The sequence below is a fragment of the Arenibaculum sp. genome, from assembly GCF_035998295.1.
Lineage (GTDB): Bacteria > Pseudomonadota > Alphaproteobacteria > Azospirillales > Azospirillaceae > DASYHS01.
In genome coordinates, this window is sequence record NZ_DASYHS010000178.1 from 1 (window position 1) to 12394 (window position 12394).

At 70.5% G+C, this 12394-nt stretch carries 12 protein-coding genes, 1 tRNA gene and 1 pseudogene; 5 read left to right on the plus strand and 9 right to left on the minus strand.

Translation table 11 applies throughout. From position 1 onward, the window contains the following. Positions 1-991: DUF3732 domain-containing protein (locus tag VGO20_RS17975; RefSeq protein WP_327503750.1), on the plus strand; the 991-nt coding region annotated here is incomplete at its 5' end. Positions 992-1062: 71 nt separating this feature from the next. Here VGO20_RS17975 and guaA read toward each other — a convergent pair. From guaA to VGO20_RS17995, 4 genes are all read right to left on the minus strand, one after another. Further along, entirely contained in the window at positions 1063-2625 is a 1563-nt protein-coding gene (guaA, locus tag VGO20_RS17980; RefSeq protein WP_327503751.1) for a glutamine-hydrolyzing GMP synthase, read from the minus strand. Between the two features lie 91 nt (positions 2626-2716). After that, the gene (locus VGO20_RS17985; RefSeq protein WP_327503752.1) at positions 2717-3268 is read right to left on the minus strand and encodes a GNAT family N-acetyltransferase; all 552 of its coding nucleotides are present in this window, start codon (positions 3266-3268) and stop codon (positions 2717-2719) included. 7 nt (positions 3269-3275) lie between these two features. Further along, positions 3276-3830: a GNAT family N-acetyltransferase gene (locus VGO20_RS17990; RefSeq protein WP_327503753.1), complete on the minus strand. Its 555-nt coding sequence runs from the start codon at positions 3828-3830 to the stop codon at positions 3276-3278. Further along, the gene (locus tag VGO20_RS17995) at positions 3827-5131 is read right to left on the minus strand and encodes an RsmB/NOP family class I SAM-dependent RNA methyltransferase (protein WP_327503754.1); all 1305 of its coding nucleotides are present in this window, start codon (positions 5129-5131) and stop codon (positions 3827-3829) included. The genes VGO20_RS17990 and VGO20_RS17995 overlap by 4 nt, the downstream gene beginning before the upstream one ends. A 106-nt stretch (positions 5132-5237) precedes the next feature. Here VGO20_RS17995 and VGO20_RS18000 point away from each other — a divergent pair, with 106 nt between their 5' ends. Continuing rightward, positions 5238-6488: an aconitase X catalytic domain-containing protein gene (locus VGO20_RS18000; RefSeq protein ID WP_327503755.1), complete on the plus strand. Its 1251-nt coding sequence runs from the start codon at positions 5238-5240 to the stop codon at positions 6486-6488. Then, positions 6485-6916, plus strand: coding sequence for an aconitase X swivel domain-containing protein (locus tag VGO20_RS18005; RefSeq protein ID WP_327503756.1), 432 nt, complete (start codon positions 6485-6487; stop codon positions 6914-6916). The genes VGO20_RS18000 and VGO20_RS18005 overlap by 4 nt, the downstream gene beginning before the upstream one ends. 128 nt (positions 6917-7044) lie before the next feature. On the opposite strand, the gene VGO20_RS18010 is transcribed toward VGO20_RS18005, so the two are convergent. The 4 genes from VGO20_RS18010 to VGO20_RS18025 form a co-directional block, all read right to left on the minus strand. Next, positions 7045-7716: a dienelactone hydrolase family protein gene (locus VGO20_RS18010; protein ID WP_327503757.1), complete on the minus strand. Its 672-nt coding sequence runs from the start codon at positions 7714-7716 to the stop codon at positions 7045-7047. A gap of 34 nt (positions 7717-7750) precedes the next feature. Continuing rightward, positions 7751-9223, minus strand: coding sequence for an IMP dehydrogenase (guaB, locus tag VGO20_RS18015; RefSeq protein ID WP_327503758.1), 1473 nt, complete (start codon positions 9221-9223; stop codon positions 7751-7753). A gap of 78 nt (positions 9224-9301) precedes the next feature. Further along, positions 9302-10030 (minus strand): RlmE family RNA methyltransferase, encoded by a 729-nt coding sequence (locus VGO20_RS18020; RefSeq protein ID WP_327503759.1) that lies wholly within the window; start codon positions 10028-10030, stop codon positions 9302-9304. A gap of 63 nt (positions 10031-10093) precedes the next feature. Then, on the minus strand, positions 10094-11074 hold the full coding sequence (locus VGO20_RS18025) for a Ppx/GppA phosphatase family protein (RefSeq protein WP_327503760.1): 981 nt from the start codon (positions 11072-11074) through the stop codon (positions 10094-10096). Positions 11075-11344: 270 nt separating this feature from the next. Here VGO20_RS18025 and VGO20_RS18030 point away from each other — a divergent pair. Next, a tRNA-Gln gene (locus VGO20_RS18030) sits at positions 11345-11418 on the plus strand. 378 nt (positions 11419-11796) lie between these two features. On the opposite strand, the gene VGO20_RS18035 is transcribed toward VGO20_RS18030, so the two are convergent. Then, complete coding sequence (locus VGO20_RS18035) at positions 11797-11997, minus strand: hypothetical protein (RefSeq protein ID WP_327503761.1); 201 nt, start codon at positions 11995-11997, stop codon at positions 11797-11799. Between the two features lie 125 nt (positions 11998-12122). Between VGO20_RS18035 and VGO20_RS18040 the strand changes: the two are divergent. Continuing rightward, positions 12123-12394 (plus strand): annotated as a pseudogene (locus tag VGO20_RS18040) (hypothetical protein); the annotation flags it as partial.

Sequence of the window (12394 nt, forward strand, 5' to 3'; positions counted from 1 at the left end):
CGGCGAGTTCGCTGCCGAGGGCGACGAGCAACGTGCGCGTCTTGCAACCTTGGGCCTTGCTGCGGAATTTGACGCCACAACATGCGCGCTGTGCGGTTCAACTGGTATCGATATACCTGCGGTAAGCGAAATGCAGAGTTCCCTCAGGGAGCTAGATCAGCAGCTTGGACAGGTGCGCAGGGAAGTGCCGCGGCTCCAGGTAGCGCAGGCTGAATTGGCGACTAAGCTCAGCAATATCGAGCAAGCACTTAAACGGAACCAGGCCCAGATCGATGGCCTCCTCCAACAGGAGGATAGTTTTCGGTCGGAGCAGGACAATCAGATAAGATTGGCGCGAACGCTGGGCCGCATCACGTACTTCCTGGAAACATTGCCGCCTCCGACTGCCTCGGTGTTTTCCCGTGATGAGCTCGAGAGCGCCAGAAAGCGTGTCCAGACGCTCGAAGCGCTCCTCGATCCCGAGGATATAGCTGATCGGCTATCATCAATCCTCAACATCATCGGGGAGTTCATGACCCGAGATTCCGAGAAGCTCGATCTTGAGCACAGCGGCAGCCGCTTGCGCCTCGATATCCGGCAGCTGGGAGTCGTTGCCGATACACTTGACGGTCCCGTACCCCTACAGCGGATGGGGAGCGGGGAGAACTGGGTCGGCTACCATGTTCTTGCCCACCTCGCGCTCCACCGCTGGTTCAGGCAGAGGCACCGACCTGTTCCTGCGTTCCTGTTTTTCGATCAGCCTTCTCAGGCTCACTATCCGCCTGAGCAGGATCGTGACGGCGATGTCACGGTACTGACCGACGAAGACCGGGAAGCGGTCTACAAGCTATTTAAGTTGATTTCTGATGTAGGTGAGGAACTCTCGCCCGGCTTTCAAGTGATAGTTGCCGATCATGCCGATTTGCGAGAGCCCTGGTTTGCCGATGCGGTTGTTGCGCGGTGGAGAGGAAAAGGCCTCGTACCCCAAGACTGGATTGATCGTGCCAGCTAAAATTGTGCGAGCGCAAGCGCTGCAGCGGGCAGCGAAACCTGCCGCCTCACCACGCCATTGCCGCCGCTCCCCTACTCCCACTCGATCGTCCCCGGCGGCTTGCTGGTGATGTCGTACGTCACCCGGTTGATCCCCTTCACCTCGTTGATGATCCTGGTCGCCACGCGGCCGAGGAACTCGTGGTCGAAGGGATAGTAGTCCGCCGTCATGCCGTCGATCGAGGTGACGGCGCGCAGCGCGCAGGCGTAGTCGTAGGAGCGGCTGTCCCCCATCACGCCGACCGTGCGCACCGGCAGCAGCACCGCGAAGGCCTGCCAGATCGCGTCGTACAGGCCGGCGTTGCGGATCTCCTCCAGGTAGATCGTGTCGGCCTTGCGCAGGATCGCCAGCTTCTCCGGCGTCACCTCGCCCGGGATGCGGATCGCCAGGCCCGGGCCCGGGAACGGATGGCGCCCGATGAAGGCATCCGGCAGGCCGAGCTCGCGGCCGAGGCGGCGCACCTCGTCCTTGAACAGCTCGCGCAGCGGCTCGACCAGCTTCAGCTTCATCCGATCCGGCAGGCCGCCGACATTGTGGTGCGACTTGATCGTCACCGACGGCCCGCCGGTGAAGCTGACGCTCTCGATCACGTCGGGATACAGCGTCCCCTGGGCCAGGAACTCCGCCCCGCCGATCCGGTGCGCCTCCTCGTCGAAGACGTCGATGAAGGTCGCGCCGATGATCTTGCGCTTGCGCTCGGGGTCGGTGACCCCGGCGAGCTTGCCGAGGAACAGCTCCGACGCGTCGCGATGGACCAGCGGGATGTTGTAGTGGTCGCGGAACAGCGTCACCACCTGCTCCGCCTCGCCCGTGCGCATCAGGCCGGTGTCGACGAAGATGCAGGTCAGCTGCTCGCCGATCGCCTCATGCAGCAGGATCGCCGCGACCGAGCTGTCGACGCCGCCCGACAGCCCGCAGATCACCTTGCCCCCGCCGACCTTGGCGCGGATGCGCGCGACCTCCTCCTGGCGGAACGCCGCCATGGTCCAGGAGCCGCTGCAGCCGGCGACCCGGTGCGTGAAGTTGCGCAGCAGCGCAGCACCATGCGGCGTGTGCACGACCTCGGGATGGAACTGGACCCCGTAGAACCGCCGCGCGTCGTCGGCGATCGCCGCAAACGGCGCGCCGTCGCTGACGGCCACCACTCGGAACCCGTCCGGCAGCGCCGTCACCCGGTCGCCATGGCTCATCCACACCTGTTCGCGCCGGCCCGGCTCCCACATGCCGTCGAACAGCGTGCTGGGCTCCTTCACCTCGATGAAGGCGCGCCCGAACTCCCGGTGGTCCGACCCCTCGACCCGCCCGCCGAGCTGCGCGCACATGGTCTGCTGGCCGTAGCAGATGCCCAGCACCGGAACGCCCATCCCGAACACCGCGTCGGGCGCGCGCGGCGCGTTCTCCTCGGTGACCGAGCAGGGGCTGCCGGACAGGATGATGCCGCGCGGCTGGAACTCCCGTATCCGGTCCTCGGCGAGGCTGAAGGGGTGGATCTCGCAGTAGACGCCGCTCTCGCGCAGCCGGCGGGCGATCAGCTGCGTCACCTGCGAGCCGAAATCGAGGATCAGGATGCGGTCTGCGGTGAGGTCGGTGGCCATCGGCGCGGCTCCGGAATGCGTGGGGGAGCGGGGAAAGCGCGAGGTTTAGCGCACCGGGCGGGCCGTGTACAGGAAGACCCGAACGTCCGTCTCACCCGACCGGCGGGTCGGCGGAGAGGCGGGCCAGCGGCGCCAGGTCGCGCCAGCCATAGGCGGTCTCGACCACCGAGGATTTTGCGAAGTCGATCTCCTGCTCGGCGATGCGCACGCCGCCCAGGCGTTCGTAGAACCAGCGCGACGGGTTGGTGCTGAGCACCCACACGACGGCGGAGTTCATTCCGCGGTCGATCAGGTCCTCGGCCATCGCCGCCATCAGGCGCCGCCCGAACCCCCTGCCCTGCGCGTGGTCGTAGAGATAGATCGCGAAGAACTCGCCGCCGAAGCCCTCGATCGAGGAGCGCTGCTGGCCGCAGCTGCCGAATCCGACCACCCCCGCCCGGGCGTCGAACGCGACATAGGTCCCCGCGGCCGTGTTCGGGCTGGACAGCGTGCGCTGCCACCGGTCGTACGAAGATTGCCGCGACATGCCGAGGAGATAGCGCGCCGGCAGCATTCCCGGATACGTGGTCCGCCAGCTCGCGACGTGCACGTCGGCAATGCCGGCGGCATCGCGCGGCCGGGCCGGCCGGATCACGCCCGGCATCGGGGCCTCATCTCCCGGCCGCGCCCGGTGCGGCCAGGCGGGCCACCGGGCTCACGTCGGTCCAGCCGTATGCGACTTCCATGACACGGGTTCCGTCGAAGTCAAGCGGACGGTCGGCAATCAGTCGACCGCCCATCTTCTCATAGAAGCGCCTCGCCCGCCAATTGTCCTGCAGCGCCCACACCGTCGCGGCCGCCATCCCCCGGTCCGCGAGCGAGCGCGCCATCGCCGCCATCAGCCGGGTCCCGAGGCCCCGTCCCTGGGCGCGGCGCAGGAGATAGAGCGCGTGGAACTCGCCGTCGTAGTCCCGCAGCCCGATCTGCTCGCGGCCGCAGACGCCGAACCCCGCGACGACGCCGTCGACCTCGGCCACGAACACCGCCTCGGCCATCCGCCCGCTCACCATCGCCGAACGCCAGTAGAGGCGGCGGCTCTCGGTGTCGAGCCGGTCCAGCACCCGGGCCGGGACAATCCCGGGATAGGTCTCCCGCCACCCCTCCACATGGACTTGCGCGATCGCCGCGTCGTCCTTCACGCGGGCCGGCCGGACCAGCGCGCTCACGCCGCGCGCTCCAGCACGGCCGCGAAGAAGCCGTCGGTCTCGTGCCGCGCGGGCGTCAGGGCGAGGTAGGGCCCGGCGCCCGGCGGCTCGGTCCCGATCGTCTCCGCCCAGGCCAGCGGCATCGGCACGACCGTGAACTCGGGATGGGCGGCCAGGAACGCCTCGACCCGGCGGTCGTTCTCCTCGGGCAGCAGCGAGCAGGTGGCGTAGACGAGGCGGCCGCCCGGCTTCACCAGCCGCGCCGCGCTGTCGAGGATGCCCTCCTGCAACGGCACCAGCTCGCCCAGGCCCGGCCCCAGCGGGCGCCACCGGCTGTCGGGGTTGCGCCGCCAGGTGCCGGTGCCCGAGCAGGGCGCGTCCACCAGCACCCGGTCGAACCGGCCCTTGTGGCGCTTGACCCAGGGGTCGCGCTCGCTGCTCAACGCGCGCGTCTCGATGTTGTGCAGGCCGGCGCGGCGGAACCGTTCCGCGGCGCGCTCCAGCCGGCGGGCCAGCACGTCGCAGGCGATCACCCTGCCCTTGTTCTCCATCGCCGCCGCCATCGCCAGCGTCTTGCCGCCGGCGCCGGCGCAGAAGTCCACGACCTGCTGCCCCGGCCGCGCGCCGGCAAGCAGCGCCACGAGCTGCGAGCCCTCGTCCTGGATCTCGAACAGCCCGTTGCGGAACGGCTCGCTGGTCGAGACCGGCGGCCGGCCGCGCACGCGGATGCCGAGCGGAGACCAGCGCGTCGCCTCCGCCTCGACGCCCATGCCGGCCAGCAGCGCCAGCGCGTGCTCCCGGCTGCCCTTCACCGGGTTCACCCGCAGATCGAGAGGCGCCGGCTCGCGCAGGGCCGCCGCCTCGGCTGCGAACGCGTCGCCGAGCGCGTCGCGCAACGGGCCTGACGCCCAGTCCGGGACCTCGGCGCGGGTCTCCTCCGGCATGTGCGGATGCTCGAGCGTGTGCGTCTCCAGCGCGCGGGCGAGCCTGGTCTCCGCAGGCGTGAAGGGAGGCGGGGAGAACCGGGCGCCGTCGAACGACCTCGCCACCGCGTCCGCCGCCCTGCCATTGGCCAGGATCTCGTCCGCGATCACCAGGGCCCGGCCGTCCGCGCCGTGCCCGTTCCGCTCCAGCCACCAGCGCAGCCGCGCATGGCGGCGCAGCACCGCGTAGACCTTCTCGGCCACGGCGGAGCGGTCCTTCGAGCCGATGTAGCGGCGGCTGCGGAAATAGGCCGAGATCACGGCGTCGGCCGGGCGCGGGGTGGCGGCGACCTCGTCCAGCAGTTCTATGGCGGCCTGATGGCGCGCACCCGGTGTCATGTCTTCGCTTTCCCGGAAATCGGATGTCGTTGCTGCGGCTTCCGACATATCGTAACAGCCGGCGACAAATCCACGCCGTTCGGCATCGGAACCTGGGAGAGGGCGGATGGAACTGACCGCCGAGGAACGGCGGATGGCCGCCGGCGAGCACGGCGAGGCGCTCGGCATCGCGACCCGCATCGTCGCCGAAGCCGGCCGGCTGCTGGGCGCCGACCGGCTCGTGCCGGTGGCGAGCGCCCATATCGACGGCTGCCTCTACCACGGCGACGGCGGGGTCCTCTTCGCGGAAAGGCTGGTCGCGGCCGGCGGCCGCACCGCCGTGCCCGCGACCTTGAACGTTGGTGCGCTGGACCTGCTCCATCCCGGTCGGGTGCGGTTCGACGCGCACCGGGCCGCGATGGCGCGACGCCTGATGGACGCCCATCTGGCGCTCGGCTGCCGGCCGACCTGGACCTGCGCGCCCTACCAGGCCGGCCACCGGCCCGCCCTGGGCGAACACGTCGCCTGGGGCGAATCGAACGCCGTCGCCTTCGCCAACTCCGTGCTCGGCGCGCGGACCAACCGGCTCGGCGATTTCCTCGACGTCTCGGCCGCCCTGTGCGGCCGCGCGCCCCATGTCGGCCTGCACCTGGACGCGAATCGCAAGGCAGCACTCGTCGTCGACGCCTCCGGCCTGTCGCCCCGCCTCGTCGGGGAGGAGACGTTCTGGCCCGTGCTCGGCGCCTGGCTGGGCGCGGAGGCCGGCTCGGACGTCACCGCGGTCGACGGCCTGCCGCCCGGCGTCGCCGAGGACCGGCTGAAGGCGATGGGCGCCGCCGCCGCCTCGACCGGCGCCGTCGCCCTGTTCCATGTCGTCGGCTCCACTCCCGAGGCGCCGACCCTGGCCGCCGTGGCCGGCGACGGACCGGTGCGCCGGGTCAAGCTCACCTCCGCGATGCTGCGCGGGGCACGCGACCGGCTGTCGACCGCCGCGGCGGACGGCTCGATCGATGCCGTCGCGATCGGCAGCCCGCACCTGTCGGAGAGGGAACTGGCCCGGCTCGCCGGTCTGGTCGCCGGGCGCAGCATGCGCGTGCCCTTCTACGCCTGCGTCGGGCGCGGCGTGCTGGAAACGGCCGAGCGGCGCGGCCTGCTCGATCCCGTCCGCGCGGCCGGCATCACGATCGTCGCCGACACCTGCGTCGTCGTGGCGCCGGTGCTGCCGCGGGCCGAAGGCGTGCTGATGACCAATTCCGGCAAGTTCGCCCATTACGGCCCCGCCAACACCGGCCACGCCACCGTCTTCGGCAGCCTGGAGGACTGCATCGCCTCCGCCGAGGCCGGCCGGGTGCTGCGCGACGAGGAGGCATGGTCGTGACCGCCCGCGTGATCGTCCCCGGCACGGCGACGGGACCGCTGCTGCGCGTCGCCGAGCCGCTCAGCTTCTGGGGCGGCATCGACCCGCAGACGGGCCGCATCACCGACCCGCGCTGCGCCGCCCATGGCCGCCCGGTCGCGGGGACGGTGCTGGCGCTGCGCCGTACCCGCGGCTCGTCCTCGTCCAGCTCGGTGATGCTGGAACTGCTGCATCGGGGCGTGGCGCCCGCGGCGCTGCTGATGCAGGAGGTGGACGCCATCCTGGTCCTGGGCGTGCTGGTCGCGGCCGAGATGGGCTGGCCGACGATACCCGTGCTGGCGCTGCCATGGGACGCCCATGCGGCCTTCGACGGCCGGGACGTCGTCGTCCGCGAGGGCTGGATCGAGGCGGCCGGGCGCGGCGAGTGCCTCGGGGCGCACCGCGGCTGACGTGCCCGCGGCGGAGCGGACGCGCCTAGATCGGATCGCGGGCGGGCGTGAACGCCCGTCCGCGTGAATCCGATCTAGAATCAATAGGTTAGGAGCGGATTGAGGTTCAGGATGAACCTCAATCCGCTCTAGCGCGCGGCCGTCCGCTCCAGGAATTCCAGCGTCCTGGCCCAGGCGAGCTTGGCGGCCGCCTCGTCGTAGGAGGCGCGCTGGTCGCAGGCAAAGCCGTGGCCGGCATCGTAGAGATGGACCGGAAGCTCCGGATGCGCCGCGCGCACCGCCTCGACCTCGTGCAGCGGGATCGCCGTGTCCTTCCCGCCGAAATGGAGCATCGTCGGGCACAGCGGCCGCTCCCCGGCAAGGGCGCCGATGCCGCCGCCGTAGTAGCTGACCGCCGCCGCCAGGCCCGGCAGCCGGCACGCGGCCGCCCAGGCGACCAGCCCGCCCCAGCAGAAGCCGACCACCGCGGCCGGCAGGTCCGGGACCGCGGCGCGCGCGGCGGCGACGTCGGCCAGCGCCGCGGAGAGGTCCGCCTTCGCCTTCAGCGCCCGTCCCCGCGCGACGTCGTCGGACCCGTAGCCGAGTTCGACGCCGCGCTCGTAGCGGTCGAACAGGGCCGGTGCGACCGCGACCCAGCCCAGTGCGGCCAGGCGGCCCGCCACGTCCCGGATGTGGCCGTTGACGCCGAAGATCTCCTGCGCGACGACCACCAGCCCCTTGGGCGTGCCCTCGGGGTTCACCCTCCATGCGGCGGCGCGGTGCCCGTCGGCGGCGTCGACGTCGATCCAGCGGCCCGTCATGTCGTCCTCCTTCCCCGTGCTCGCTTCCCCGTTCTCAGCCCTGGCGGTAGTTGGGGGCCTCGTTCGTGATGGTGATGTCGTGGACGTGGCTCTCGCGCAGGCCGGCATTCGTGATCCGCACGAAGCGCGGACGGCTCTGCATCTCGGCGATGGTCCGGCAGCCGGTATACCCCATGGCCGCCTTCAGCCCGCCGACGAGCTGGTGGACGACGGCGGCGACCGACCCCTTGTAGGGGACGCGTCCCTCGACGCCCTCGGGCACCAGCTTCATCGTGTCGCGCACCTCCTGCTGGAAGTAGCGGTCGGCCGAGCCGCGCGCCATCGCGCCGACCGAGCCCATGCCGCGATAGGTCTTGTAGCTGCGGCCCTGGTACAGGACCACCTCGCCGGGGCTCTCGTCGGTGCCGGCGAACAGGCTGCCCAGCATCGCGCAGTCGGCGCCGGCGGCGATCGCCTTCGCGAGGTCGCCCGAGAACTTGATGCCGCCGTCGGCGATCACCGGGATGCCCTGGCGGCGGCATTCCGCCACGACGTCCATGATCGCGGTGAGCTGCGGCACGCCGACGCCGGCCACGATGCGGGTGGTGCAGATGGAGCCGGGGCCGATGCCGACCTTGACCGCGTCGACGCCGGCGTCGATCAGGGCGCGGGCGGCTTCGGCGGTCGCGACGTTGCCGGCGACGACCTGGGTGTAGTTCGACAGCTTGCGCACCTGGGCGATCTGGTCGACGACGCGCAGCGAGTGGCCGTGCGCGGTGTCGACGACCAGCACGTCCACCTCGGCGTCGAACAGCGCCTCGGCGCGGCGCAGCCCGTCGTCGCCGGTGCCGGTCGCCGCCGCGACGCGCAGCCGGCCCTTCTCGTCCTTGCAGGCGTTCGGGAACGTCTGCGCCTTCTCGATGTCCTTGACCGTGATCAGGCCGATGCAGCGGAACTCGTCGTCGACGACCAGGAGCTTCTCGATGCGGTGCTGGTGCAGCAGGCGCTTGGCCTCGGACTTGTCGACCCCCTCGCGGACGGTGACCAGCCGCTCCTTGGTCATCAGCTCGTGGACGGGCTGCTCGGGGTTGTCGGCGAAGCGGACGTCCCGGTTGGTGAGGATGCCGACCAGCCGGCCGGAGGGCTGCTCCGTCACGGGGATGCCGCTGATCCGGTAGTCCGCCATCAGCTTCAGCGCGTCGGCCAGCCGCGCCTGGGGCGCGATGGTGATCGGGTTCACGACCATGCCGGACTCGAAGCGCTTCACCTTGCGCACCTCCTCGGCCTGGCGCTCGATGTCGAGGTTGCGGTGGACCGTCCCGATGCCGCCGAGCTGGGCCATCGCGATCGCCAGCCCGCTTTCCGTCACCGTGTCCATGGCCGCCGAGAGCAGCGGGATGCCCAGCTCGATGGTCCGCGTCAGCCGGGTCCGCGTGTCGGCCTGCGCCGGCAGCACCGACGATTCGGCCGGGACCAGCAGCACGTCGTCGAAGGTGAATGCTTCGCGAAGCTCGATGTCGCGGGCCATGGCGGTACTCCTGGGTAAAAAAATTTGCGCACTATACACAGTGCCGCGCCGGTGTGAAGGACGGGGTTCGGGGCGTCGTCACGCCCCTTCGCCACTCCCCTCGCCTTCCCTGGCACCGCCCCGGAATCCCTGGGCGACGACGTAGGTTTCCGAGGATTCCGGGCGGCTCGCCGCGGGCTTGGCATGGCGCACGCTCGCGAAGTCGCGCTTCAGCCGGTCCAGCAGCTCGCGGTCGGCGCCGCCCTGGAACAGCTTGCACACGAAGGCGCCGCCGGGGGCCAGCACCTCGGCGGCGAAGTCGTAGGCGGTCTCCGCCAGCGCCATGATGCGCAGATGGTCGGTCTTGGGATGGCCGGTCGTCGGCGCCGCCATGTCGGAGAGGACGAGGTCGGCCCGCCCGCCGAGCGCGTCGCGCAGCCGTTCGGGCGCCTGCGGGTCGAGGAAGTCGGCCTCCAGCAGCGTCGCCCCCGCGACCGGCTCCATCGGCAGGATGTCCAGGCCGACGACCTTGGCGCCGGTCGATTCGGGCTTCACCCGCTCGACCGCGACCTGCGTCCAGCCGCCGGGCGCGGCGCCGAGGTCGACGACCCGCCGGCCCGGCGCCAGCAGCCGGAACTTCTCGTCGAGCTGGATCAGCTTGAACGCGGCGCGGCTGCGGTAGCCGAGCCGCTTCGCCTCCGCCACGTAGGGATCGTTGAGCTGCCGCTCCAGCCACTGGGTCGAGGAATGGGAGCGCTTGCGGGCGGTCTTCACGCGGACGCCGAGTTGGCGCCCCGGGGACCCGGAGCCGGATGTCTTCTTCGCCATGGGCGTACATATAGCAACCCGACCCCCGCCGTCACCTGCGACGATGCCCAAACGGTGCGAAGGTCAGGCGCGGCCGCCCTCGATCAGGTCGGACAGGATGCCCTCGCGCAGGCCGCGGTCGGCGATGCGCATCCGGTCGACGGGCCAGGCCTCGGTGATCGCGTCCAGGATCGCGCAGCCGGCGACGACGAGGTCGGCACGGTCATGGCCGATGCAGGGGTAGGCCGCCCGGCCCGCGCAGTCGAGGTCGAGCAGCCGGCGCGTCACGTCGCGGGCATGCCGGACTTCCAGGTAGGTGCCGTCGACGAGGGCGCGCTCGTAGCGGCGCAGGCCGAGATGGATGCCGGCGAGCGTCGTCACCGTGCCCGAGGTGCCCAGCATCTGCATGCCGCCCGCCAATGCCGCGGCGCGGATGCCGTTGCGATCCCCGAAGCCGGCGAGAGCGCCGGTGACTTCCGCGACCATGGCGCGGTAGGTCTCCTCGGGGACGCGGTCCCCACCGTACTGCTCGGCGAGGCCGACGACGCCGTGCGGGACCGATATCTCGTCGACCAGGCTCGGGCGCCCGTCCCGCCCGATCGCGAGCCACATCAGCTCGGTCGAGCCGCCTCCGATGTCGAACACGAGGGCGTAGGGCGTCGCCGGATCGAGCAGCGGCGCGCAGCCGGCCACCGCGAGGCGCGCCTCCTCCTCGGCCGAGATGATCTCGATGCGGATGCCGGTCTCGCGCTCGGCGCGGTCGACGAACTCGCCGCAGTTGTCGGCCCGGCGGCAGGCCTCGGTCGCGACCGCGCGCATCACCGTGACGCCGCGCCGCTCCAGTTTCACCCCGCAGACCCGCAGCGCCGACAGCGTGCGCTGCATCGCCGACTCGGACAGGCGCCGGGTCCGGCTGACGCCTTCGCCGAGGCGCACGATGCGCGAGAACGCATCGATGACGCGGAAGCTGCCGACGGCGACCGGGCGGGCGATCAGCAGCCGGCAGTTGTTGGTGCCGAGGTCGAGGGCGGCATAGACCGGCTCGGGGCAGGCGAACGGCCTCATGCCTCGCACGTCCCCATCCCGCTCCACTGCCACCTCGAACGTCACCTTGAATTCCTTTCGCCGTCTGCGTCCGTCCCGTTCCAATCGATTGCCGCGCATGAAATATTAGCGCAGACGCCGGCTCCGATGAAAGCTCGGCGATGCGCCGGGCCGGATCGGCCGTCGCGGCTGCGCAAAAAAGCATCTTCGGACTTGACCGAACCCCCTGCTGGCTTGTTATAAGGTCGCTCCCGACGCGGACCGGCCCAACACCGGACGCAGGGGCCCTGATGGGGGATCGTCTAGCGGTAGGACAGCGGACTCTGACTCCGCCAGCCTAGGTTCGAATCCTAGTCCCCCAACCACTCCAAAAGCCAAGCAGATCAACGATTTAGCCCCGCTCCGGCGGGGCTTTTTCGTTCCGAAACGTGTTGCATGGTGTTGCTTCGGAAACCCGCAGGATTCCTAGTATTACCATCCGTTGCCGGCGGTTCCATGCAACACGAGATGCAACACGCGTTCGCTTTTCGTGCTGGTGTCACGATGGGGTTGTCCGACATGCCGGTGCAGGCATAACTACCGGGCGTTGCTCCCTGCCCCGCCCTGCCCCACCTCCCTGCTCCAGGTCAGGGGCGGGAGCGCGCGATCACCCGGGGTGGCGATTTTTCGCGCGGACCTTCAGTCTGTTGCCGGATCAGCTTCCGACGGCCGGTTCCGGCATTCACAAGAATGCGCCGCGCCGCTCAGGTGCCGCCCCGGGCCTCGCTCTCCAATTCGGCCCGATGCTGCTCGACCAGGTCCGCGATCACGTCCGAGACGGACGGGCGCCCGCCGTAGAGGGTGGCCCGCTCGACCGCCACGCGCCGCAACAGCGCCAGGTCGCGCCGCTCGAAGTTCACGGAGCTGGTGACGCGGTCGCCCTTGTCGGTCGTCGTGTCCGTCATGCGCCTTGATCCTCGTCGCCCTCGCAGGACGGGCAGGATTCTCCGCAGGCCGGGAATCGGCAAGAGGCACAAATGGGGACCGGCTGATATAGTGAATCAGCAATTCAACTGATTGTGGAACCGCTATGCAGCCTTCGCCGTTCGTCGTCCTGCCCGCACCGACCGGGCCGGATGCTCCCATTCTGTCGGCCGCCCAGGACGTCCTGCTGGCCCGTGCCGCCGACCAGGGGGTGCGCATCCACCTGTCCCACGGCTTCGGCGATCTGTTGCGGGTGAACGAGCGGGCGATAGCCGCCGGCACCTGGGACGCGATCATTCGGACGGTGGACTGCCGGTTCCGCCGTCTCGGGCCTGACAACGCCTTCTGGCTTGCGGCACTGGACGACGAGGGGGCGCC